22 protein-coding genes are annotated in these 23,685 nt (G+C 70.9%); 9 read left to right on the top strand and 13 right to left on the bottom strand.

The genetic code is table 11. The annotated features are described in order from the left end of the window. Positions 1-2: 2 nt before the first annotated feature. Genes BM424_RS10820 through BM424_RS10805 form a run of 4 tightly spaced genes read right to left on the bottom strand, consistent with a single transcriptional unit; the run spans position 3 to position 4,056 of the window. Positions 3-872 (bottom strand): TIGR03619 family F420-dependent LLM class oxidoreductase, encoded by an 870-nt coding sequence (locus tag BM424_RS10820; protein ID WP_093415900.1) that lies wholly within the window; start codon positions 870-872, stop codon positions 3-5. Position 873: 1 nt separating this feature from the next. Further along, complete coding sequence (locus BM424_RS10815) at positions 874-2,034, bottom strand: thiolase domain-containing protein (RefSeq protein WP_093415898.1); 1,161 nt, start codon at positions 2,032-2,034, stop codon at positions 874-876. Then, entirely contained in the window at positions 2,034-3,089 is a 1,056-nt protein-coding gene (locus BM424_RS10810; protein WP_093415897.1) for a thiolase domain-containing protein, read from the bottom strand. Before BM424_RS10810 ends, BM424_RS10815 begins: the two co-directional genes overlap by 1 nt. Positions 3,090-3,099: 10 nt before the next feature. Next, the gene (locus tag BM424_RS10805; RefSeq protein ID WP_425441994.1) at positions 3,100-4,056 is read right to left on the bottom strand and encodes a Zn-ribbon domain-containing OB-fold protein; all 957 of its coding nucleotides are present in this window, start codon (positions 4,054-4,056) and stop codon (positions 3,100-3,102) included. Between the two features lie 91 nt (positions 4,057-4,147). Here BM424_RS10805 and BM424_RS10800 point away from each other — a divergent pair, with 91 nt between their 5' ends. The 4 genes from BM424_RS10800 to BM424_RS10785 all read left to right on the top strand — a co-directional run bounded on the left by BM424_RS10800 (position 4,148) and on the right by BM424_RS10785 (position 10,308). Next, positions 4,148-5,182: an LLM class F420-dependent oxidoreductase gene (locus tag BM424_RS10800; protein WP_093415895.1), complete on the top strand. Its 1,035-nt coding sequence runs from the start codon at positions 4,148-4,150 to the stop codon at positions 5,180-5,182. 452 nt (positions 5,183-5,634) lie between these two features. Beyond that, the gene (locus BM424_RS10795; RefSeq protein WP_093415894.1) at positions 5,635-7,185 is read left to right on the top strand and encodes an acyl-CoA synthetase; all 1,551 of its coding nucleotides are present in this window, start codon (positions 5,635-5,637) and stop codon (positions 7,183-7,185) included. Between the two features lie 155 nt (positions 7,186-7,340). Beyond that, complete coding sequence (locus tag BM424_RS10790) at positions 7,341-8,981, top strand: acyl-CoA synthetase (RefSeq protein ID WP_093415892.1); 1,641 nt, start codon at positions 7,341-7,343, stop codon at positions 8,979-8,981. 223 nt (positions 8,982-9,204) lie between these two features. Further along, positions 9,205-10,308 (top strand): NAD(P)H-dependent flavin oxidoreductase, encoded by a 1,104-nt coding sequence (locus BM424_RS10785; RefSeq protein ID WP_093415891.1) that lies wholly within the window; start codon positions 9,205-9,207, stop codon positions 10,306-10,308. A gap of 220 nt (positions 10,309-10,528) precedes the next feature. On the opposite strand, the gene BM424_RS10780 is transcribed toward BM424_RS10785, so the two are convergent. The 6 genes from BM424_RS10780 to BM424_RS10755 all read right to left on the bottom strand — a co-directional run bounded on the left by BM424_RS10780 (position 10,529) and on the right by BM424_RS10755 (position 17,880). Further along, positions 10,529-12,178 (bottom strand): acyl-CoA synthetase, encoded by a 1,650-nt coding sequence (locus BM424_RS10780; RefSeq protein ID WP_093415890.1) that lies wholly within the window; start codon positions 12,176-12,178, stop codon positions 10,529-10,531. 11 nt (positions 12,179-12,189) lie between these two features. Then, on the bottom strand, positions 12,190-13,425 hold the full coding sequence (locus tag BM424_RS10775; RefSeq protein ID WP_093415888.1) for a hypothetical protein: 1,236 nt from the start codon (positions 13,423-13,425) through the stop codon (positions 12,190-12,192). Positions 13,426-13,537: 112 nt separating this feature from the next. Further along, complete coding sequence (locus BM424_RS10770; protein ID WP_093415887.1) at positions 13,538-14,344, bottom strand: crotonase/enoyl-CoA hydratase family protein; 807 nt, start codon at positions 14,342-14,344, stop codon at positions 13,538-13,540. A gap of 64 nt (positions 14,345-14,408) precedes the next feature. After that, positions 14,409-16,082 (bottom strand): 3-oxosteroid 1-dehydrogenase, encoded by a 1,674-nt coding sequence (gene kstD / locus BM424_RS10765; protein ID WP_093415885.1) that lies wholly within the window; start codon positions 16,080-16,082, stop codon positions 14,409-14,411. Positions 16,083-16,185: 103 nt separating this feature from the next. Continuing rightward, on the bottom strand, positions 16,186-17,232 hold the full coding sequence (locus BM424_RS10760) for a ferredoxin--NADP reductase (protein WP_093415884.1): 1,047 nt from the start codon (positions 17,230-17,232) through the stop codon (positions 16,186-16,188). 18 nt (positions 17,233-17,250) lie between these two features. Further along, positions 17,251-17,880 carry a PaaI family thioesterase gene (locus BM424_RS10755; RefSeq protein WP_093415882.1) on the bottom strand — a complete coding sequence of 210 codons (630 nt, stop codon included), beginning with the start codon at positions 17,878-17,880 and terminating at the stop codon, positions 17,251-17,253. 160 nt (positions 17,881-18,040) lie between these two features. On the opposite strand from BM424_RS10755, the gene BM424_RS10750 reads away from it, so the two are divergent. Genes BM424_RS10750 through BM424_RS10730 form a run of 5 tightly spaced genes read left to right on the top strand, consistent with a single transcriptional unit; the run spans position 18,041 to position 22,321 of the window. After that, positions 18,041-19,504 (top strand): aldehyde dehydrogenase, encoded by a 1,464-nt coding sequence (locus tag BM424_RS10750; protein WP_093416903.1) that lies wholly within the window; start codon positions 18,041-18,043, stop codon positions 19,502-19,504. Between the two features lie 9 nt (positions 19,505-19,513). Next, positions 19,514-20,266 carry an SDR family oxidoreductase gene (locus tag BM424_RS10745; protein ID WP_093415881.1) on the top strand — a complete coding sequence of 251 codons (753 nt, stop codon included), beginning with the start codon at positions 19,514-19,516 and terminating at the stop codon, positions 20,264-20,266. Next, positions 20,263-21,117: an NAD(P)-dependent oxidoreductase gene (locus BM424_RS10740; protein WP_093415879.1), complete on the top strand. Its 855-nt coding sequence runs from the start codon at positions 20,263-20,265 to the stop codon at positions 21,115-21,117. The genes BM424_RS10745 and BM424_RS10740 overlap by 4 nt, the downstream gene beginning before the upstream one ends. Next, positions 21,114-21,473, top strand: coding sequence for a carboxymuconolactone decarboxylase family protein (locus BM424_RS10735; protein ID WP_093415877.1), 360 nt, complete (start codon positions 21,114-21,116; stop codon positions 21,471-21,473). The genes BM424_RS10740 and BM424_RS10735 overlap by 4 nt, the downstream gene beginning before the upstream one ends. Then, positions 21,470-22,321, top strand: coding sequence for an LLM class F420-dependent oxidoreductase (locus tag BM424_RS10730; RefSeq protein ID WP_093415876.1), 852 nt, complete (start codon positions 21,470-21,472; stop codon positions 22,319-22,321). The genes BM424_RS10735 and BM424_RS10730 overlap by 4 nt, the downstream gene beginning before the upstream one ends. Positions 22,322-22,436: 115 nt before the next feature. On the opposite strand, the gene BM424_RS10725 is transcribed toward BM424_RS10730, so the two are convergent. From BM424_RS10725 to BM424_RS10715, 3 genes are read right to left on the bottom strand one after another with little or no spacing between them, the layout of a single operon-like run. Then, complete coding sequence (locus BM424_RS10725) at positions 22,437-22,880, bottom strand: nitroreductase family deazaflavin-dependent oxidoreductase (protein ID WP_245775763.1); 444 nt, start codon at positions 22,878-22,880, stop codon at positions 22,437-22,439. A 40-nt stretch (positions 22,881-22,920) separates the two neighbouring features. After that, on the bottom strand, positions 22,921-23,109 hold the full coding sequence (locus BM424_RS10720) for a ferredoxin (protein ID WP_093415874.1): 189 nt from the start codon (positions 23,107-23,109) through the stop codon (positions 22,921-22,923). Between the two features lie 24 nt (positions 23,110-23,133). Then, a complete protein-coding gene (locus tag BM424_RS10715; protein ID WP_093415872.1) occupies positions 23,134-23,685 on the bottom strand; it encodes a Cif family virulence factor in 552 nt (183 codons plus the stop codon).

The following is a 23,685-nucleotide window of genomic DNA, read 5'->3' as shown; positions in this document are numbered from 1 at the left end:
CCTCAGACCTTCTCGATGACGTCGGCGGCGAACTTGCGGACCGAGTCCAGCTTGGCCTCCAGCGGCGCGTCGAAGCCGTGCCCGTCGAAGATCCACGGCACCACGATCGCGTCGGTGACGCCCACCTCGGCCTGCTCGCGGTAGCCGTCGACGCCGAAGCGGTCGATGCACACCGCCTGGATCTCGAACGGCACGTCGGCGCGGTCGTAGGAGGCGCGCAGCTCACCGAGCCGGTCGATGGTCTCGCGCAGCTCGGAGAGCTTCATCATCGCCGACGCCCAGCCGTCGCCGACCCGGGCCGCGCGCTTGAGCGCCGGCTCGGTGTGCCCGCCGACGTAGAGCGGCATCGGCTTCGCCGGGGCGGGGGAGATCTGCAGCTTGTCGAAGTCGAAGAACTTCCCGTGGTACTCGACCATCCCGCCGCCCAGGATCAGCCGGATGATCTCGATCATCTCGTCGACCCGGGCGCCGCGCTTGGCGTACGGCGCGCCGCACCACTCGAACTCCTCCGGCGCCCAGCCCAGTCCCAGCCCGAGCCCGAAGCGGTCGCCGGTCATCGCCGCGACCGAGGACAGCTGGCGGGCCAGCAGCACCGGGTTGCGCGGACCGAGCTTGAGCACCGAGGTGTAGAACCGCAGCCGGGAGGTCACCGCGCCCATCGCCGCGGTGGCGATCAGCGGGTCCACCCACGGCGTGTCGGCGTTCCACATCCGCGAACCGTCGGGCGTGTAGGGGTACTCGGCGGAGACCTTCTCGGAGTAGAACAGCGAGTCGGGCAGCGCGATCGAGGCGAAACCGCACTCCTCGGCGGTGCGCGCGAGCTCGGTGAGCTGATCCAGCGGTGTCATCGCCACCGACATCGTGAACTTCATGTCAGGCTCCCGGTTTGTTCGATCCGACGACCCACATCGAGAAGTACTGCGAACCGCCGCCGTAGGCGTGGCCCAGCGCCACCCGGGCGCCGTCGACCTGGTTGTCGCCGGAGTCGCCGGTGACCTGCCGCGCCGCCTCGGCGAAGCGCAGCAGGCCGGAGGCGCCGATCGGGTTCGACGAGAGCACGCCGCCCGACGGGTTGACCGGGATCCTGCCGCCGATCGCGGTCTCTCCGGCCTCGGTGAGCTTCCAGCCCTCGCCCTCGGCGGCGAAACCCAGGTTCTCCAGCCACATCGGTTCGAACCAGGAGAACGGCACGTAGATCTCGGCGCAGTCCACTTCGGACAGCGGATCGGTGATGCCCGCCTGCTTCCACAGCGCCGCCGCGGCGTCCTTGCCGGCCTGCGGGTTGACCTGGTCGCGCCCGGCGAAGGTGGTCGGCTCGGTGCGCATCGCGGTGGCGTGGATCCAGGCCGCCTTGCGGCCGGTCGCGCTGGCCTCGTCGCCGATGACCACCGCGCACGCCCCGTCGGAGGACGGGCAGGTCTCGTCGTAGCGGATCGGGTCCCACAGCATCTGCGAGGACATCACCGAATCCACCGTGATGTCGGGCTGCTTGAGGTGCGCGTAGGGGTTGCGGGAGCCGTTGCGCCGGTCCTTGGCCGCCACCATCGCCCCGGTGTGCGTCGGCGCCCCGGAGCGGCGGATGTAGGAGCGCACGTGCGGCGCGAAGTAGCCGCCCGCGCCCGCGCCGACCGGCATGGTGAACGGCGGGACGATCGACAGCGCCCACATCGCGTTGGACTCGGACTGCTTCTCGAACGCCACCGCCAGCACCCGCTTGTGCACGCCGCCCTGCACCAGGCTCGCCGCGACGTTGCCGGTGGACCCGCCGACCGAGCCCGCGGTGTGCACCCGCAGCAGGGGTTTCCCGGTCGCGCCCAGCGCGTCGGCCAGGTGCAGCTCGGGCATCATCACGCCCTCGAACAGGTCGGGCGCCTTGCCGACCACGACCGCGTCGATGTCCGGCCAGTCCACGCCGGCGTCGGCCATCGCGCGGTCGATCGCCTCGCGGCACAACCCGGCCATCGAGACGTCCAGCCGCTTGCTGGTGTGGTGGGTCTGGCCGGTGCCCAGCACGGCCGCCAACTGCTTGCTCATCAGGCCCGTCCCTCCATCACGCACACCAGGTTCTGCTGCAGCGCGGGGCCGCTGGTCGCGTGCGCCAGCACCTTGCCCGCGCGACCCTCGAAGATCTGCCCGGCCGCCTCGCCGATGCGCGACAGGCCCGCGGCGAACATCGGGTTGCCGCACAGCGCGCCGCCCGAGGGGTTGATCGCCACCGCGTCGTCGAGCCCGAGGGAGCGGCGCAGCACGATCTCCTGGTGGGTGAACGGCGCGTGCAGCTCGGCGATCTCCACGCCGTCGGTGCCCAGCGCCTTGCCCGCCGCCTCGGTGGAGACCGATCGGCGCAGGTCGCGGGCACCGAGGCTGCCCGATTCGATGCGGTGCTGGATGCCGCCGATGTAGGCGGGCCGCTCGCGGATCTCCCGCGCCCGCTCGGCCGAGGCCAGCACGATCACCGACGCGCCGTCGGTGATCGGCGCGCAGTCGTGCGCGCGCAGCGGATCGGCCAGGTAGGGCTCGCTCAGCAGCTGCCGGGCGTCGTAGGCACCGGAGATCTGCGCGCTGGGGTTGCCCTTGGCGGCGGCGCGGCTGCGGACCGCGACCTCGGCCATGTCGGCCTCGGTGTAGTCCCCGGAGTCCAGGCCCATCCGCGCCTGCAGGCCGGCGATGCTCACCGAGTCCGGCCACAGCGGCGCGACCGAGTACGGGTCGAGCTGCATGGCCAGCGTGCGGCGCAGGTTCCCGGCCGAGGACTTGCCGAACCCGTAGACCAGCGCGGTGTCGACCTCGCCGGTCTGGATCTTCACCCAGGCCTCGAACAGCGCCCACGCGGCGTCCATCTCGACGTGGGACTCGTTGATCGGCGGGAACGCCCCGATCGCGTCGACCGCGGCGATGAACGAGAACGCCCGCCCCGCCAGGTAGTCCGACGAACCCGAGCACCAGAACCCGATGTCGGTCTTGGACAGCCCGGTCTGGGCGAAGACGTCCTGGAAGATGGGGACGAGCATCTCGACACCGTTCGTGGTGCCGGTGGTGGCGCGCACGTTCGGTGCCTGTGCGAAGCCGACGACGGCGACGTCAGTCATTCCAGCTCCTTCACAGGTGGTGGGCGTAGGTCTCGAACGGCGCGTCCGGTTCCCCGGTCGGTTCGAAGTGGTCGATGTTCTCCAGCGTGTGACCCCACTGCTCGCGCGGCTTCCACGACGCCTTGACCCGCATGCCCATCCGCACCTGGTCGGCCTCGCAGCCCAGGACCAGGTGCAGGAACGCGATGTCGGCGCCGTCGAGCAGGATGTAGGCGCCCACGTAGGGCGGCTTGATGCGCTGGCCCAGGAACGGCACGTTGACGATGCAGAAGGTGGTCACGATCCCGGTGTCGGGGAGCTCGACCTCCTCGACGGTCGGCACGCCGTCGGTGGGGCAGGCGCCGCGCGGCGGGATGTAGACCTTCTCGCAGGCGGGGCAGCGCTGGCCGAGCATCCGGCCCTCGGCGAGCCCTTCCAGGTAGCGGCTCTCCTCGGGCGAGGCGGAGTGGGTGTAGTCCAGCTTCACCGGCGTGGTCACCATCGTCACCGGGTCACCGCCGACCGGTGCGGGCGCGGCGGTCTCACCGGCGGGCTCGAAGCAGGCGATGTCGTGAATCCCGTTGCCGCGCTCGGCCGCCCAGCGCACCTGCACCCGCATCCCGGTGGAGATGGCCTCCGGTCCGGGCACGTCCACGGCGTGCAGCAGCGGGGTGTCGGCGCCGTCGAGGCGCACCAGCGCCCAGGCGAAGGGCCGGTCGAACGGCTGGCCGGGCAGCGGTTCGGGCATCCAGGTCCAGCTCACCACCGTGCCCTGGGTGCCGACGTCGACGAAGTCGTCCAGCGGGGCGGCGGTGTCCGGGTCGTATTCGAGGGGCGGCACGTGCACCCGGCCGTCGCTGCCGCGGACGCCGACGATGCCGCCGTCGCGCAGCGCGGTGGCGAATCGACTGTGCGCGGTCCCGAGGGAGCGGGTGTAGTCGAAGCCGATGTTGAGCGGGGCGCTGAGCGGTTCGGAGATCCCAGTCACAACCCGAAGTGAAACATGTTCTCGCCATCCCGGCAATATCCGGTGCAGTATGGGCGGAGTCCGCGTGCGGTCGGGAAAGGGAGGTTCACAAGTGAAAGCAGGACTGCAACTGGGGTACTGGGGTGCGGCCCCGCCGCAGAACGCGCAGGAACTCGTTCTCGAAGCAGACCGGGTCGGGTTCGACGCCGTCTTCGCCGCCGAGTCGTGGGGCTCGGACGCCTTCACCCCGCTGGCCTGGTGGGGTTCGGACACCGCGAACGTGCGGCTGGGCACCTCGGTGGCCCAGATGTCGGCGCGCTCGCCGGCCTCGTGCGCGATGCACGCGCTGACCCTCGATCACCTCTCCGGCGGCCGCGCGGTGCTGGGGCTGGGCGTGTCCGGGCCGCAGGTGGTGGAGGGCTGGTACGGCCAGCCGTTCGCCAAGCCCCTGGCCCGGACCAGGGAGTACGTCTCGATCGTGCGGCAGGTGCTGGCGCGCGAGGGCCCGATCCGCAACGACGGCGTGCACCACCGGTTGCCCTACGACGGGCCGGGTTCGCTGGGCCTGGGCAAACCGCTCAAGCCGATCACCCACCCGCTGCGCGCGGACCTGCCGATCTGGCTGGGTGCGGAGGGGCCGAAGAACGTCGCGCAGACCGCCGAGATCGCCGACGGCTGGATCGCCGTCTACTACTCGCCGCGGGTCGGCGGGATGTACGAGGAGTGGCTGGCCGAGGGCTTCGCCCGGAAGGGCGCGCGTCGCACTCGCGAGGAGTTCGAGGTGGCCGCGACCTGCCAGGTCGTGGTGACCGACGACCCGGCGGCCGAGCGGGCGAAGCTCAAGCCGTCGGTGGCGCTCTACATCGGCGGGATGGGGGCGCCGGGGATGAACTTCCACGCCGAGCTGTTCCGCCGCATGGGCTACGACGAGGCGGTCTCCGACATCGAGCGCCTCTTCGCCGCCGGGCGACGCGAGGAGGCCGTCGCGGCCGTCCCGGACGAGGCCGTCGACGACGTCGCCATCATCGGCGACCGCGACCACGTCCGGGAGCGCATCGCGGTCTGGGAGAAGTCGGGCGTGGACATGCTCCTCGTGGGCTGCCGCGACACCGACCACGTCAAAGCCGTCGCCGAAGTCCTCACCTAGAACACCCCGACCTCACCGGCGCCGGAGCCGGACCACCACCGGCTCCCGCACACGGGGTTGCGACGAAGGAGGCAGTTTTAGCCACAACTGTCCAGACATTTCGGGCACTCCAACGCGACGGTTATGGCTAAAACTGCCCCAAACCCCGGATTACCGCCGTAACCGGTCACCGGATTACCGCCGTAACCCCACCCCCGATTCCCCCGGTATTCGGGGACCCGATTACGGCGGTATTCGGGTGTCCGATTACTCCGGTATTCGGGTGCCCGACTACGGCGGTAATCCGGGTGGGGTGGTGATCTTGGGGGAGTGGGGTGGAATGTGTTCTTGGGGGTGGGGGTCGTGTGGGATGCGGTGTCAGGGGTGGTTCTTGGGGTGGGCTTGCCCTGGAACTGCAACACGTTCTAGGTTTGCTGGGCTGGGGAACGCTCTCGCCGTCGACAGGAGTCGCCGTGGCCGACATAGGACTGTGGAACATCGCCGACCAGCAGCCGAACCGCACGGCCGTGGTCACGCCGGAGGGCGCCGCGGTGAGTTACGCCGAACTCGCCGCAGCCGCCGACCGGTACGGCCGCGGCCTGCAGAGCATGGGGCTGGAGCCGGGCGACAGCATCGTGCTGATGCTGCCCAACGGCGCCGACCTGCTCGCCGCCTACTTCGCGGCCATCCAGACCGGGCTGTACGTGGTGACCGTCAACTGGCACCTGGTCGGGCCCGAGGTCGCCTACATCGTCGAGGACAGCGGGGCCAAGGCGTTCATCGCCCACGAGCGCTTCGCCGAGGCCGCCGCCGACGCCGCCGCGCGCAGCGGCCTGTCCAGCGAGGCCCGCTTCGCCGTCGGCGAGGTGCCGGGCTTCCAGCCGCTGGCCAACCTCGGCGCCGACGAGCCCGCCAAGCGCCCCGACGTGCGCACCACGGGCTCGCCGATGCTCTACACCTCCGGCACCACCGGTCGCCCCAAGGGCGTGCGCAGGCCGCTGACCGGCGCCGATCCGGACGACGTGCCCGCCGCCAACGCGTGGTTCTTCGGGGTGTTCGGGCTCAAACCGTTCGACGACCACGTGCACCTGTGCGGCTCGCCGCTGTACCACACGGCGGTGCTCAACTTCGTGAGCATCTCGATCCAGTTCGGGCACACCGCGGTGCTGATGGACCGCTGGGACGCCGAGGAGATGCTGCGGCTCATCGAGCGGCACCGCGTCACCCACAGCCACATGGTGCCGACCCAGTTCCACCGGCTGCTGGCGCTGCCCGCCGAGACCCGCGAGCGCTACGACGTCTCCTCGCTGCGCACCATGATCCACGGGGCCGCGCCGTGCCCGCAGGAGGTCAAGCGCGCGATGCTGGACTGGTGGGGTCCGGTGGTCGTGGAGTACTACGCGGCCACCGAGGGCGGCGGCACGACGATCATGGCCGACGAGTGGCTGCGCAAGCCCGGTTCGGTGGGCAAGCCGTGGCCGGGGTCGGTGGTGCGGATCCTCGGCGAGGACGGCGCGGAGCTGCCGGCCGGGGAGATCGGCACCGTCTACATGCAGATGGGCGCCTCGACCTTCGAGTACCACAACGACAAGAAGAAGACGCAGGAAGCGCGGGTGGGCGACCTGTTCACCCTGGGCGACGTCGGCTACCTCGACGAGGACGGCTACCTGTACCTGTGCGACCGGCGCAACGACATGATCATCTCCGGCGGGGTGAACATCTACCCGGCCGAGATCGAGAGCGCGCTGTCGGTGCACGACAAGGTCGCCGACGTGGCCGTGTTCGGCGTGCCGCACGACGACTGGGGCGAGGAGGTCAAGGCCGTCGTCCAGCCCGCCGAGGGCGTGGCGCCCGGCGACGCGCTGTCCGAGGAGCTGCTGGCCTACGCCCGCGAGCGGCTGGCCAAGTTCAAGGTCCCGCGCAGCGTCGACTACGTCGAGGAGCTGCCGCGCGACCCCAACGGCAAGCTCTACAAGCGCAAGCTGCGCGACCCGTACTGGGAAGGTCGCGAGAAGGCGATCTGACCTGCGATGATCCCGTGCGCGACCGCGTGCGGCGGCGATCCCGGCCGCCGCACGCGGTTTCGCGCTGCCCGGCGGGTCCGGATGACGAATCGCCCATTTCGCGGTAGCCCTTCTGCCCCCTTGTCTTCCGCGATAACACGTTCTACTTTTTTCGAGTGGCACTCAACATCGCAGATCTCTTCGAGCACGCAGTCGACCTGGTCCCTGAGCGCGTCGCAGTGGTCTGCGGCGAGCGCCAGGTGACGTTCTCGGAACTGGAGGAGCGCTCCAACCGGCTGGCGCACCACCTCTCCGCCCGCGGTGTCGGGCCGGGCGCGCACATCGGTGTGTACTCCAGGAATTCCATCGAGGCGCTGGAGGCGATGCTCGCGGCGTACAAGCTGCGGGCCGTCGCGATCAACGTGAACTACCGGTACGTGCCCGCTGAGTTGCAGTACATCTTCTCCAATGCGGACATGGTCGCGCTGGTCCACGAGCGGCGCTACAGCGACCACGTCGCCGAGGTGCTGCCGCAGGTTCCCGGACTGGATCATGTTCTAGTGATCGAGGACGGTTCGGACGCCGACTACGCCCGCTACGACGGCGTGGAGTACGAGTCGGCGCTGGCGGCCTCGCGCGCCGACCGCGACTTCGCCGAGCGCAGCTCCGACGACCTCTACCTGCTCTACACCGGCGGCACCACCGGGATGCCCAAGGGCGTCATGTGGCGCCAGGAGGACGTGTGGCGCGTCCTCGGCGGCGGCATCGACTTCATGACCGGTGAATACGTCAAGGACGAGTGGGAACTCGCGCGCACCGGTGCGGAAACCGGTGGCCTGGTGCGACTTCCGGCCGCTCCGTTCATCCACGGCGCCGCGCAGTGGGCCACTTTCGGCAACCTCTTTGCCTGCGCCACCACCGTTTTCGTGCCCGAGTTCGACCCGCACGAGGTGTGGAAGGCGGTGGAGCGCAACAAGGTCAACGTGCTGGCCATCGTCGGTGACGCGATGGCGCGACCGATGATCGAGGCGCTGCACGAGGGCGAGTACGACGCGTCCTCGGTGGTCGCGATCTCCTCGACTGCGGCGCTGTTCTCCACCTCGGTCAAGCACCAGTACCTCGACGCCCTGCCCAACGTGGTGATCACCGACGCGATCGGCTCGTCGGAGACCGGGTTCGGCGGCATCGGCATCGTCACCAAGGACGGCGTGCAGACCGAGGGCCCGCGCGTCACCGCCGACCGCAAGCTCATCGTCATCGACGACGACAACAAGCCGCTGGAGCCGGGAACCGGGCAGGTCGGCTGGCTGGCCAAGTCCGGTCACGTGCCGCTGGGCTACTACAAGGACCCGGAGAAGTCCGCCTCGGTGTTCGTCGAGGTCGACGGCACCCGCTACGTCGTGCCCGGCGACTACGCGCGGCTGGAGGCCGACGGGACGGTCACGCTGCTCGGCCGCGGCAACATGTCGATCAACACCGGCGGCGAGAAGGTCTTCCCCGAGGAGGTCGAGAGCGCGCTGAAATCGCACCCCGACGTCTTCGACGTGCTGGTCGTCGGGGTGCCCGACGAGCGGATGGGCCAGCGGGTGGCCGCGCTCGTGCAGCCGCGCGAAGGCGCCTCGCCGGGCCTCGCCGAGCTCGACGCCCACGCGCGCCAGGTCATCGCCGGGTACAAGGTGCCGCGCAGCCTGTGGATCGTCGAGCAGATCACCCGCTCGCCCAGCGGCAAGCCCGACTACCCGTGGGCGCGCAAGCACACCGAGACCCACGCCCCCACGGAAGTCAACGAACCCACGCGGAAATCCGCCGCGCGCTGATGCGTCTTTAAGGCGCTGTGCGCAAGCGGCGGAGCCGCTTTCTCTTTCACCACGTCAGCACCTGGCACCGCCGCGGGTTCTGAGGCGCCGTCTGGGGAGGACGCCGCGACGCCGTGTATTGGCATACATCAGGAGTGGCGCCCGGACCCAGGCGGCGCCTCAGGTTCCGCTACCCGCACCGCTACGCAGAACGAGCACGAAACAGGGTTTTGAGAGGAACACGATGCGAACTTCGCTGTGCGACACGCTCGGGATCGAGCACCCGATCGTCGCGTTCACGCCGTCCGAGCACGTCGCCGCCGCGGTCAGCAAGGCCGGTGGGCTGGGCGTGCTGGGGTGCGTGCGGTTCAACGACCCGGACGAGCTCGACCGGGTGCTGGACTGGATGGACGCCAACACCGACGGCAAGCCCTACGGCGTCGACGTCGTGATGCCCGCCAAGATCCCCACCGAGGGCACCCAGGTCGACCTGGACTCGCTGATCCCGGCCGAGCACCGCGCGTTCGTCGAGCGGACCCTCGCCGAGCTCGGCGTCCCGGAGCTGCCCGAGGACGAGCAGGAGCGCGGCGGTGTGCTGGGCTGGCTGCACTCGGTGGCCCGCTCGCACGTCGACGTGGCGCTGCGGCACCCGATCGCGCTGATCGCCAACGCGCTGGGCTCGCCGCCGGTGGACATCATCGAGCAGGCCCACTCGCACGACGTGCTGGTGGCGGCGCTGGCCGGCAAGGCCGAGCACGCCAAGCGGCACGTGGACAACGGGGTGGACATCGTCGTCGCCCAGGGTCACGAGGCCGGCGGGCACACCGGCGAGATCGCCACGATGGTGCTGGTGCCGGAGATCGTCGACGCCCTCGCCGGTCGCGCCCCGGTGCTGGCCGCGGGCGGTATCGGGACCGGCAGGCAGGTCGCCGCGGCTCTCGCGCTCGGCGCGTCGGGCGCGTGGATGGGTTCGTACTGGCTGACCACGGCCGAGTACGGGATGACGATGGGCGACTCGGTCACCCAGGAGGCGCTGCTGGCGGCGAACTCCAGCGACACGGTCCGCTCCCGCATCTACACGGGCAAACCGGCGCGGCTGCTCAAGACCAAGTGGACCGAGGCCTGGGCCGCCCCGGACGCCCCGGATCCGCTGCCGATGCCGCTGCAGAACATCCTGGTCGCCGACGCCCACCAGCGGATGATGAGGGCCAACGACCCGCAGGCGGTGTCGATGCCGGTGGGCCAGATCGTCGGCCGCATGAATGAGATCCGCCCGGTGGCCGAGGTCTTCGACGACCTGCTGCGGGAGGTGGAGGAGACCTTCGCCCGCCTGGACAAGCTCCGCTGAGATTCACCTCCGACGCCCTCCCGGCCCGCACCCCGGCCGGGAGGGTTTCTCACGTCCGGCACCTCCCGGGGGTGGCGTCGTGGTGGCGGTGTTCCTCACCAAAGGACAGTTTTAGCCATAATTGACTGGACAAAAGGGACATTGATCATGGGTGATTATGGCTAAAACTGTCCCCTGGCAACGGACGTCGGCAACGCGACGCCGCCTCCCCGGGGTGGGGTCAGGCCTCGATCGCGGACTTCTCGGCTTGGGTCTTGGCCCAGCGGTAGTCGGCTTTGCCGCTGGGGGAGCGCTGGATCTGGGGGACCCGGATGACGGCTTTGGGGAGCTTGTAGCGGGCTATGTGGTGGGCCGCTTCGGTGAGGAGGGCTTCGTCCGAGACCTCTTGGCCCTCCAGGAGTTCCACGATGGCCACCACTTCGCTGCCCCAGCGGTCGGAGGGGCGGCCGGTGACGATGACGTCGGCGATGGCCGGGTGGGCGGCGAGGGCGCGTTCGACCTCCTCGACGAAGATCTTCTCGCCGCCGGAGTTGACGGTGATGCTCTGCCTGCCGAGCAGCTGGATCCGCCCGTCGTCCAGCCGGATCGCGCGGTCGCCGGGAACGCTGTAGCGCCTGCCGTCGACGACCGGGAACGTGCGGGCGGTCTTGTCGGCGTCGCCGAGGTAGCCCAGCGGCAGCAGCCGGTGCCGGGCCAGCCACCCCTGGCCCTCGCCGGGGGAGAGCTCGCGGGTGAGCTCGTCGTCGAGGACGGTGGTGTCGCCGTCGGGGGTGAAAACGCCCGTCTCCGCGCCGTTGCCGTCGGCGACCTGACTCATCTGGATGCCGGTCTCCGACGAGCCGACGGTGTCGACGACCAGCACGTTCGGCAGCCGCTCCTGCAACCGGGCGCGCACGGCCGGCGTCAGCGGCGCGCCGCCGTTCTGCACCGCGAACACACCGGAGAGGTCGTAGTCGCCGCGCTCCAGCTCGGCCACCAGCGGGCGCGCCATCGCGTCGCCGACCACCGGCACGCTCACCACCCGCTCGCGCTCGGCGGTGCGCAGGACGTCCGGCCAGTCCAGCCGCGTCGGGTCGGTGGGCAGCACGATCGCGCCGCCCTGGGTGATCATGTGGAAGGTGGACCACTGCGCGGCGCCGTGCATGAACGGCGCGGTCATGATCAGCCGCATCACGCCGCCCCCGGCCACCGCGGCCTCGGCGATCTGGGAGTAGGACCGGTAGGGCTCGGTGCTGCCGAACGGGGTGCCGCCCATCGCGCTGACGTAGGCGTCGTGCTGCCGCCACATCACGCCCTTGGGCATCCCCGTCGTCCCACCGGTGTAGAGCAGGTAGAGGTCGTCCCCGCTCGGCTCGGGCAGCTCGCCGGGAGTGTCCACGATGGACTCGTAGGCGACCGCGCCCGGCAGCAGCGGGTTCCCGCTGTCGTCGTCGACCTGGATCAGCAGCCGCAGCCCGGGCAACCGATCCCGGATCTCGGCGACCTGCGGCGCGAACGCGGAGTGGAACACCAGCGCCTCGGCGCCGGCGTCGCGGAACAGGTACAGCAGCTCCTCGGCGACGTAGCGGTAGTTGACGTTGAACGGCACCGCGCGGGCGCGCACCGCGCCGACCAGCGCCTCCAGGTACTCGTTGCCGTTGTGCAGGTAGAGCCCGACGTGGTGCTGCCCGGACTCATGCCCGGCCAGCCGCTCGCGCGGCGTGTGGCAGCCGAAGCCCTGCGCGGCCAGGTAGCGCGCGACGCCGTCGATGCGCGCGTTGAGCTCGGCGTAGCTGAACCGCCGCTCGCCCCAGACCAGCACCTCCTGGTCGGGCACGGCCTCGGCGACCGTCTGGAAGACCTCGGACAGGGTGAAGCTCGTGCCGGTCATCGTGCAGCTCCTCACCGAACTGGCGTGATGGGCAGGGACTTCCGCGGCTGGAACCGGAAGCTCGCGCCGGTGCTGATGCGGGTCACGGCCACCTCGTCGAACTCCGGTGCCGGGTCCTCGCGGGTGAGCACCCGCGCCGTCCAGGAATCGGGCGAGCCCTCGACGACGACGTCGAGCCGCGGATCGACCGCCCGCACCACGGCTTGCAGCGCGGCGGTGGAATCGGGCCCGCACAACGAGATCCACGCCCCGTCGTCGTGCGCCGGGCCCGGCCGCACGGTGATCGCGCCGTCCTCGCGGGACGCGCGCACGTATTCGGCGGGGTTGAGCAGCGGGTGCAGCTCCAGCGTCCGCAACGCCCCCTCGACACCGCCCGGCAGGCCCAGCGCCGCGTGCAGGCGTTCGGCGGCGACCCCGGCGATGCCCACCAGCTGCTTGGTGCAGATCTCCCGCGGATCACCGGTCCGCCGCGACACCGCGCGCACGAAACCCAGGTTGAGCAGGTGCATCTGCAGGCACACCTCGTCGGCGATGCGCACCAGGGCCGAGTGGCTGAACTCGGCGAAGTCCAGATCGCTCAGCAGCGGCCCCGTGTAGTCCCCGCGCCCGGGCTCGGCCGGGTCGATCGGCGGCAGCGGCAGGGTCGCCGCCCGGGACTCGCGCAGCGCCACGCAGTCGGCGCTGGGGGAGACCGGTGGGTGCGCGTCGTCGATGCGCACCGTCCACGCGCAGTGCGGTCGCCGGTCGGCGGGAACCCGCGGCGGCCGGTGCACCGGCCGGACCTGCGCTTTCGGGTTCGTGGCGACGGCGGTGGCGTCGAAGGTCGGGTCCTCGATGTCGTGGCACATCGCGCGCACGTAGCGCTCGCCCATCGGCTCGACGTCCATCAGCGCGCCGCAGTGGTCGAGGTGGAACTCGCCGGACCACGGGTCGTGCACGGTGTAGCGGAAGTCCATGAACTGCGGGGGAGCCCCGATGTCGAGCTGCAGGCCCTTGAAGATCGTCACCACGTCGTCGCCGCGGTAGTCCAGCGCGTCCTGCATCCGGCGGGTGTAGATCGGGCTGGCCGCCATCCACTCCTCGATGGCGATCCGGGTCATCTCCTCGCGGCCGAACGCCGAGATGCACCAGGCCATCGCCGACCGGTCGATCAGCTGGCCCGCCAGCAGCAACTCCGGCAGCAGGACGGCCAGCCGGGACCGGGACAGCGTTGCGTAGCGGCTCGGGGTGGCGTGGCGGCTCTGCATCCGTGCACCTCGCGACATTGCGGGGACGTTCGACACTGCAACGACCGTGGCCCGGTCCCGGTGCTGCTGGACCGATCAGGGGACGCCCCGCCCGGGGACGCCCCCTCGGGGGTCACTTGCCCTGGAAGTTCGGCTTGCGCTTCTCCGCGAAGGCCTTCGGGCCCTCCTTGGCGTCCTGGCTCATGAAGACCCCGATGCCGTGCTCGGCCTCGATGGCGAAGGCCTCCTCCTCCGGGACGGCCTCGGTCTCGCGGATGGTGCGCAGGATCGCCTGCACGGCCAGCGGGCCGTTCGCGGCGATCATCTCGCCCAGCTCCAGGGCCTTGTCCAGGGCCGTTCCGTCCGGCACGACGTGACCGATCAGCCCGAGCTCCTTGGCCTCCGGCGCCTTGATGTGCCGTCCGGTGAGCAGCAGGTCGGCGGCCACGGTGTAGGGGATCTGGCGGGTGAGCCGCACCGCCGAGCCGCCGAGCGGGAACAGGCCCCAGCGGGGTTCGGAGACGCCGAAGCGCGCGCTCTCCCCGGCCACCCGGATGTCGGTGGCCTGCAGGATCTCGGTGCCTCCCGCGATCGCGGGTCCCTCGACCGCGGCGATCAGCGGCTTGGTGAGCCGGCGGCCCTTGAGCAGGCCCTCGATCTTGGCGGGGTTGAACGAGCCCTGGGCGTGCTGGTCGCCGGGGTGGTTGTTGCTCATGCTCTTGAGGTCGGCGCCCGCGCAGAACGCCCCGCCCGCACCGGTGAGCACGCAGGCCCGGATGTCGGGGTCGTTGTCGACGCGGTCCCAGGCCTCGATCATGATCTTGATCATCTCGCCGGAGAGCGCGTTCTTGGCCTCCGGGCGGTTCATGGTCACCACCAGCACGCCGCCGCGCTGCTCGACGAGGCAGTGCGGTTGCTCGGTGTCCGTGGTCGCGGTCATTGCGCCTCCTGCCTGCGGACAGTTTTTGCCAGAACTGTCCATGATCAATGTATGAAATGTCCGGTCAATTCGAGGAAAAGCTGCCCGTTGCCCGCGCGGCGATGTCCAGCGCGGCCACGTACCCGAAGGTCATCGCGGGCCCGATCGTCGCCCCGGCCCCGGCGTAGGTGGACCCCATCACCGCCGCGCTCGCGTTGCCCGCCGCGTACAGCCCCGGCACCACCGAGCCGTCCTCGCGCAGCACCCGCGCCTGCGCGTCGGTGCGCAACCCGCCCTTGGTGCCCAGGTCGCCGGGCACGATCTGCACCGCGTGGAACGGCGCGACCTCCAGCGCGGCCAGGCTCGGGTTCGGCAGCTTCGGATCGCCGTAGTAGCGGTCGTAGGCGCTGTCGCCGCGCCCGAAGTCCTCGTCGGTGCCCCGCTCGGCGAAGCCGTTGAACCGCTGCACCGTCGCCCGCAGCGCCTCGGCCGGAACCCCGATCTTGGCGGCCAGCTCCTCGAGAGTGCCTGCCGAGTGCACGATCCCGGCCTTGTACCAGCTTCCGGGGAAGCGCTGCCGGGGCGGTAATCCGGCGAAGGTGTAGTTGTTGCGGTAGCGCTGGTCGGCGATCAGCCACGACGGGATGTGCGAGACGCCGGTCTCGTGCCCGCGGTACATCGCGTGCACCGCGTCGACGTAGGGCGTGGCCTCGTTGACGTAGCGCTCGCCCGCGGCGTTGACGATGATCGAGCCCGGCAGGTTGCGCTCGGACAGGCAGAAGTACGGGCCCCGGGGCAGCGGGATCGACGGCCCCCACCACGCGTCGTCCATCAGGTCCACGTCCGCGCCGACGCGCTGACCGGCTTCGATGCCGTCGCCGGTGTTGGACTCGGCGCCCACGGTCCACTCGGTGCCGATCGGTTCGCGCTGGAACTGCTTGCGCATCCGCTCGTTCTTCTCGAACCCGCCCGCGGCCATGATCACCCCGTGCCGGGCGCGGACCAGCACGTCCTCGTCGCCGCGCCGCACCCGCACGCCGGTGACCGCGCCGTCCTCGACGTGCAGCTCGGTCAGCGGGCTGTTGAGCCACACCGGTACGTCGGCGCGCAGCAGGCCCGTGCGCAGTCCGGCGGCCAGCGCCTGGCCCAGCGCCAGCAGCGGGCGCTTGGTGGCCAGCGAGACCACCCGCCGCAGGCCGACCTTCGCCGAGGTGAACACGCCGCGCGGGTGGCGGGCGATGAGGTTCATCCACTTGTACTCGGCGGCGGTGACCGTGATCCCGGCCGGTGCGGGCAGGTACGGCGGTTGCAGGTTGGCCAGCTCGTCGCCGAGCAGCTTGCCGTTGAACGGCTTCGGTTCCAGCGAGCGGCCCATCGGCGTGCCACCGGGGGTCTCCGGGTAGTAGTCGGAGTAGCCGGGGATCCACTTGAGCTTCATCGGGGTGCGGCGCAGCACCAGTGAGACCATCTCGGGGCCGTGCGACAGCAGCGCCTCGCGGCGGTCGGCGGCGATCTCGTCGCCGATGAGGTGCCGGAGGTACGTCGCGGCCTTCTCCGGGGTGTCGCCGGCCTTCGCGCGTTGCAGCACCTCGTTGTGCGGGGCCCAGACGGCGCCGCCGGAGCGGGCGGTGGAGCCGCCGAAGTAGCGGTCCTTCTCCACGACCAGCGCCGACAACCCCCGGTCCGCCGCGGTGAGCGCGGCGGTCATGCCGGCGGCGCCGGAGCCGACCACGACGACATCGAAGGTCGCTTCTGTCATGGCACCCTCCAGGTGACCCTTACGATACTGAAACAGGTTATAGTTCTGCCGGGTTCAGCGCTACGTCCCAGCGTCATTCGCGTGGAGAACGCGTTCCACGTGATCAGTCGTAGTCGACCTTGACCTTGGGCGTCTTGGGCAGCGACTGGCAGGCCAGGCGGTAGCCCTCGTCGAGGTCCTCCTGCTCCAGCACCTGGTTGTTGACCATCGTCACCTCGCCCTCGGTGACCCGGCACTCGCAGGCCGCGCAGATCCCCTCCGCGCACGACGACGGCGCCTGGATCCCGTTCTCCTTGAGCAGGTCCAGCAGCCGCTTGTCGGCGGGCCAGGTGAAGGTGTGCGCCTCGCCGTCGATGGTCACCTCGACCACCGAGTCCTCCGGCTGCGCCTCCTCGGCCTCGGACTCGGCCGGGGTGACGGCGTCGGCCGGGGTGGCGGTGTCGAACGGGTTGCCCGCCAGCGAGGCGAAGCGCTCCAGGTGGATCGATGACTTCGGGAAACCCGCCTCGCGCAGGGCTTTCCGGGCGGTGTCCATGAACGGCTTCGGCCCGCACAGGAACGCGTCGTGGTCCGGGAACGCCGCGGCCAGCGACTGCATCGCCTCCTGCGTCGGCAGCCCCTGCACCGACTCCAGCCAGTGCAGCACCAGCAGCCGGCCGGGGTGCGCGGCGGCCAGCTCGGTGAGCTCGCGGGCGAAGATCACCGAGCGCTCGTCGCGGTTGGCGTAGACGAGCGCGACGCGCCCGGAACCGGTGGCCAGCGCGGACTTCAGGATCGACATGATCGGCGTGATGCCGCTGCCCGCCGCGAACAGCAGCAGGTCGGCCTCCAGCGACTTCGGGGTGAACACCCCGGCGGGTTCGAGCACGTCGATCTCGCTGCCCGCGGCGACGTTGTCGCAGATCCAGTTCGAGGCGTAGCCCTCCGCGGTGCGCTTGACGGTGACGGCCAGCCGCCCGTCGGTGACCGGGGAGCTCGACAGCGAGTACGCGCGCGCCACCGAACCGCAGCGGTCGCTGGGGATCCGCAGCGTCAGGAACTGGCCGGGCCGGTAGGGCAGGCGGTCGGTGCCGACGTCGAAGACCACTGAGCGGGCGTCGGCCGTCTCCTCGACGACCTCGGCCACCCGCAGCCGGTGGAACTCAGGCATCGCAACTCTCCTCGCTGGTCAGTAGGTCACCAGGATCGCGGTGGCCTCGGCCGTGACCTCGCCGTCGGCGACGATCTCGCCGCGGGCGAAGACCTTGCGGCCCTCCTTGCCGGTGAACCGCGCGTGCACGGTCAGCGGCACGCCGTGCGGGGTGCCGCGGCGGTAGTCCACCGTCAGCGACACCGTCATCGCCGGGTGCCCGGCGACCGCGACCGCGCGGCCCACGGCGTGGTCGAGCAGCGAGGCCACCCAGCCGCCGTGCACGCGTCCCGGCGGGCCCTCGTAAGCGGCGGTGAGCAGCGCGGTCGAGGTGGTCGTGCCGGAGTCGTCGATCTCGACGCCGACCATCGGCGGCGCGAGCGGGTTGCCGGGTCCTTCGACCGGGTTGTGCACGCTGACCTGGTGGCCGTCGACGTGCGAGAGCAGCAGCGGCCGGTCCCGGGTGCGCTCGCGCAGCAGTGCCGTGGCGGCGGCGACGTGCTCGGCGGCTTCGCGCAGGTCCGCGCCGTCGGTGTCGGTGAACACGCTGGCCTCCACGAGTTCGCGGATCCGGCCTGCCAGCAGCGTGGTCTCGGCCGGGATCTCCGGGATGACCGGGACCGGTCCGGCGGTCGGCAGCGAGGTCGTGCCTGGTCTCTCGTCGGTCATCCGGTGGTTCCCCTCCTGATCCGAATATCTAGAACATGTTCTACGGCTTGATTATGCTGTGTCAACGGGAGCTCGCCGAAGAAGGGGTAACCGGTTCTATTGCCACCGGTGTGGATGGACCCTAGTCTTGACACGTGTCTAGGAACCGGATGTGGTGCCGATGAGCGTCTGGACCGACAAGACCGCGAACCTGCTGGTCGACGGGGAGTGGTGCCCCGGATCGGGCGGCCGGTTCGAGACCGCCGACCCCGCCACCGAGGAGGTCCTCGGCACGGCGGCCAACGCCACTCCCGCCGACCTGGACCGCGCGATCGCCGCCGCGCGGCGGGCTTTCGACGACACCGAGTGGTCCCGCGACGTGGACCTGCGGGTGCGCTGCCTGGAGCAGCTCGGCACCGCGCTGCACAACCACGCCGACGAGCTGCGCGAGCTGACGATCGCCGAGGTCGGGGCGCCGCGCTTCCTCACCCACGGCGCGCAGCTGGACGCGCCGGTCGCCGACCTCGCCTACTTCGCGGAGCTCGCCGCCGGGTACGAGTGGACCCGCGACCTGGGCGTGGCCGCGCCGATGGGGATGCCGAGCAGGCGCTGGACCCGGCGCGAGGCCGTCGGCGTGGTCGGGGCCATCACGCCGTGGAACTTCCCGCACCAGATCAACCTCGCCAAGCTCGGTCCCGCGCTGGCGGCGGGCAACACCGTCGTGCTCAAACCCGCCCCGGACACGCCGTGGTGCGCCGCGGCCGTGGCCGAGATCCTGCACCGCGAGACCGACATCCCGCCGGGTGTGGTCAACGTCGTGACCTCCGACGACCACGCCCTCGGCGCGCAGCTGTCGGCCGACGAGCGGGTGGATCTGGTGTCGTTCACCGGCTCCACGGCCACCGGCCGCGCGGTGATGGCCGCCGCGGCACCCGGCATCAAGCGGACCTTCCTGGAACTGGGCGGGAAATCGGCGTTCGTCGTCCTCGACGACGCCGACCTGGGCGCGGCGTGCGGGCTCGCGGCGTTCACCGTCTGCACCCACGCCGGGCAGGGCTGCGCCCTGACGACCCGGCTGCTGGTGCCCCGGGCCCGCTACGACGAGGCGGTCGAGGCGACCGCGAAAGCGCTGCGCGGCATCGGAGTCGGCGACCCCGGCGACCCCGGGACGGTGTGCGGGCCGCTGATCTCGGCGCGCCAGCGCGACCGGGTCGAGGGCTACCTGACGCTGGCGCGCCGGGAGGGCGGCGAGTTCGTCACCGGCGGCGGGCGCGCCGAGCGGGACCGCGGGTTCTTCGTCGAGCCGACGCTCATCGCCGGGCTCACCAACGACGCGCGGGTGGCCCGCGAGGAGATCTTCGGGCCGGTCCTGGTGATCCTGCCGCACGACGGCGACGACGACGCGGTGCGCATCGCCAACGACTCGCCCTACGGCCTGTCCGGCGCCGTGCACGGCGGTGACCTGGAGCGGGCGCGGGCGGTGGCCGCGCGGCTGCGCACCGGCACGGTCGGCGTCAACGGCGGCGTCTGGTACGGCGGCGACGCGCCGTTCGGCGGCTACAAGCAGTCCGGCATCGGCCGCGAGATGGGCGTGGCCGGGTTCGAGGAGTACCTGGAGACCAAGCTGATCGCCGAACCGGCGTAGGAGGGCGCAATGGGGCGTTTCCAAGACAAGGTCGCCGTCGTGACCGGCGCGGCGCAGGGCATCGGCGAGGCCTACGCGCGGGCGCTGGCCGCCGAGGGCGCGCACGTCGTGGTCGCCGACCTCAACACCGAGTCCGGCGAGAAGGTCGCCGAGTCGATCACCGCCGACGGCGGCAGCGCGGCGTTCGCGGAGGTCGACGTGTCCTCGCCGGAATCCACCGCGGCGATGGCCGATTTCGCGGCGCGGCGCTTCGGCGGCATCGACCACCTGGTCAACAACGCCGCCATCTACGGCGGCATGAAGCTCGACCTGCTGTGCACCGTGGACTGGGACTACTACAAGCGGTTCCTGAGCGTGAACATGGACGGCGCGCTGCTGTGCACCCGCGCGTGCCTGCCGCACATGCAGCGGCGCGGCGGGGGCGCCATCGTCAACCAGTCCTCGACCGCCGCCTGGGTCTACTCCGGCTTCTACGGGCTGGCCAAGGTCGCGGTCAACGGGCTCACCCAGCAGCTCGCGCACGAGATCGGCGGCATGGGCGTGCGGATCAACGCCATCGCCCCCGGCCCGACCGACACCGAGGCCACCCGCGAGACCACGCCGCCGGAGATGGTGAAGAAGCTGGTCAAGGGCACGGCGCTCAAGCGCATGGGGCAGCCGGAGGACCTGGTGGGGATGTGCCTGTTCCTGCTGTCCGACGAGGCGTCGTGGGTGACCGGGCAGATCTTCAACGTCGACGGCGGGCAGGTGATCCGCTCGTGAGCGCGGTCGGCTTCATCGGCCTCGGCCAGATCGGCGCGCCCATGGCGCGCAAGCTGCTGAGCTGGCCGGACGGTCTGGTGGTGCACGACGTCCGGCCCGAGGTCGTCGCGAAGTTCGTCGACCGGGGTGCCCGCGCGGCGGACACCCCGGCCGAGGTCGCGCGGCAGGCCGGGGTCGTGTCGGTGATGGTGCGCGACGACGCGCAGGTCGAGGAGGTGGTGTGCGGCCCGGACGGCCTGCTCGCCGGCGCCTCTCCCGGGACGGTGCTGGCCGTGCACTCCACCATCGACGAGACCACGGCGCCCCGGATCGCGGAACTCGCCGCGCTGCACGGGGTTTCGGTGGTCGACGCGCCGGTCAGCGGAGGTGCGGCCGGCGCGGATCGCGGGAACCTGGCGGTCATGATCGGCGGTGACGCCGAGTCGTTCGCCCGCTGCGAGGAGGTGTTCTCGCACTGGGCCGGGCTCGTGGTGCACGCCGGTGAGGTCGGCGCCGGGACCCGGTGCAAGCTGGCCCGCAACCTGCTGCACTTCATCGCCTTCGCCGCCACCGCCGAAGCACAGCGGCTCGCCGAGGCCTCCGGGCTCGACCTGCGGGCGCTCGGCGAGATCGTGCGGCACACCGACGCCATCACCGGCGGGCCCGGCGCGATCATGCTGCGCGGCGACACCGCGCAGCTGTCCCCGTCCGACGACTGGTACCCGATCTTCAGCAACGTCCGCGACCTCGGGGAGAAGGACCTCGCGCTGGCCCTGCGGCTCGGCGAGCGGCTCGGCGTCGAGCTGCCGCTGGGGCAGCGGGCGCTGCGCGACCTGGCGGCCGGACTCGGTGTCTCCGCGGAGGTGTCATGACCGACGAACGACGAGCGCGAGGCCTGGCCAAGATGGGCGAGGTCTACGGCTGGGAGGTCTCCGACGGGCCGGGGGAGTTCTTCGGCGTCACCGTCGACCACCTCTTCGCCGACATCTGGTCCCGGCCCGGCCTGAGCCTGCGCGACCGGCGGTTGCTGCTGCTGGGCGCGCTGGCCGCCCAGGGACTCGACGACGTCGCCGACATCCAGGTGCGGGCGGCGCTGGGCAACGACGAGCTCGACGCCGAGCAGCTGCGCGAGATCGGGCTGTTCCTGACCCACTACGTCGGCTGGCCGCTGGGCACCAAGTTCACCATGCGCATCGAGAAGATCCTGGGAGAGAAGGACCGCTCATGAAGTACGGCATCGTGCAGTTCACCAGCGACCGCGGACTGGCTCCCGCCGTGGCCGCGAAAGCCGCCGAGGAGGCGGGTTTCCACTCCTTCTGGGTGCCCGAGCACACCCACATCCCGGTCAAGCGGGAGGCCGCGCACCCCGGCACCGGCACCGCGGAACTGCCCGACGACCGGTACCTGCGGACGCTGGACCCCTGGGTCGCGCTGTCGATGGTCGCCGCGGTGACCTCGCGGATCCGGCTGGCCACGGCGGTGGCGCTGCCGGTCGAGCACGACCCGATCACCCTCGCCAAGACCATCGCGACGCTGGACCACCTCTCCGGCGGCCGGGTGAGCCTGGGCGCCGGGTTCGGCTGGAACATCGACGAGCTCACCCACCACGGCGTTCCCAAGGCGAAGCGGCGCACCGTGCTGCGGGAGTACCTGGAGGCGATGCAGCGGCTCTGGTCCCAGCAGGAGGCCGAGTACCACGGCGAGCACGTCGACTTCGGCCCCAGCTGGGCCTGGCCGAAGCCGGTCCAGCAGCCGCGCCCGCCGGTGCTGATCGGCGCGGGCGGCACGGAGAAGACCTTCAGCTGGATCGCCCGTTCCGCCGACGGCTGGATCACCACGCCCACCGAGGGCGAGATCGACGACAAGGTCGCGCTCCTTAAGCGCATCTGGAAGGAAGCCGGGCGCGAAGGTGATCCCCAGATCGTCGCCCTCTCGGGCAAACCCGACTTCGACCGGCTCGCGCGCTGGGAGCAGCTGGGCGTCACCGAAGTGCTCTTCGGCTTCCCGGAGAAGGACGCCGATGCGGTGGCCGCGTACTTCCAGCGCCTCGCGGCCAAGCTCGGCATCGCAGCGTGAGGCAGTGGACAGTTTTAGCCATAACTGTCCATGATCAATGTCCGAAATGTCGGGACAGTTATGGCTAAAACTGTCGCCGCTGCCGAGACGGCGGCGACGGGAGGATCACCTCGGATCAGGTGATCGGCTCGCAGATGACGACCGGGATCTCGCGGTCGGTCCAGGACTGGTAGTCGTCGAAGTCCGCGTAGACCTCCAGGAGACGCGGCCAGAGATCGGCTCGCTCCTGCGGGGTCGCCGTGCGGGCGCGCATCCGCCGGACGTCGCGCTTGACCTGGATCGTGACCTCGGGATTCGCCCGGACGTTGTGGTACCAGTCCGGGTGCCGGGGCAGCCCGCCCTGCGAGGCGACCAGGACGATCCGGTCGCCCTCGCGCATGTGCAGCAGCGGAGCCGTGCGCGGCTGACCGCTGCGCCTGCCGATCGTGGTCAGCAGGCAGATCGGGACGCTCTTGCGGAAACCGGCGCCGATCCGCCAGTTCCCGCCGAGTCGCCCACCGGTGGCGCGGTAGAGCCTGGTGTTGGCCCGCGAGGCCACCTTGATGACCTTGCCGACCACCGGTGAATCCAGTTGTTTCGGACGTTGTTTCGGCACCCGATCAGTCCTTCAGCGACAGCGCGGCCTTCGGGCAGGACTGCACGGCCTGCTCGATGGAGTCCCGCAGCTCCGGCGTGGGCTCGGCGACGATGTGCAGGTTGTCCTCGTCATCGATCTCGAAGACGTCGGGCGCCACGGCCTCGCACATGCCGTTGGCCTCGCACAGGTCGAAGTCGACCTCGATCCTCATGAAACCCTCCCGTTCCGTCGCGGTTCACCACAGCTCGACCGGCGCCGTGCCCCTGCGGTAGTGACCGGGCTGCGGCTCGCCGGACGCGGCGACCTCCATGCGCTTCTTCATCCCGGGCGAGAGGACGTCGGCCTTGATCATCTCCAGGAACAGGTGCGCGGCGTTGCCGAAGTCGAAGAAGTCCCGCTGCCACGACCACATCAGGTCGCCGCCGTAGCGGAACCAGCTCCCGCCGATGCCGGCCACCTGGTACGGGGTGCCGTCGGGTCGCTTCGCGTCGGCGACCTGCTTCCACAACCCGATCACCTCGCCCTGCTCCTCGTCGATGAGCACCCGCTGGTACGGGTAGCTCCAGCCCTCCAGGCCCCGCATCTCCACGCCCAGGGCGATGTCGCGGATCTCCTCACGCCCCACCGTCATGAAGTCCTCGCCGGGCCCGGTGTTCCACCCGTAGGTGGCGTCCTCGGTGTACAGGCGCGCCAACGGTTTCCAGTCGCCGAGCCGTTCGCAGCGCGCGTTCTCGTCCAGCCAGAGCCGGACCATGCGTTCCAGTTCTTCCCGAGGGTAAGCGGGCAT

It is taken from the genome of Saccharopolyspora flava, from assembly GCF_900116135.1.
In the GTDB taxonomy this organism is placed as follows: Bacteria; Actinomycetota; Actinomycetes; order Mycobacteriales; family Pseudonocardiaceae; genus Saccharopolyspora; species Saccharopolyspora flava.
Note: the sequence above shows the minus strand (reverse complement) of the source record. Positions and strands in the feature narration are given on the sequence as shown.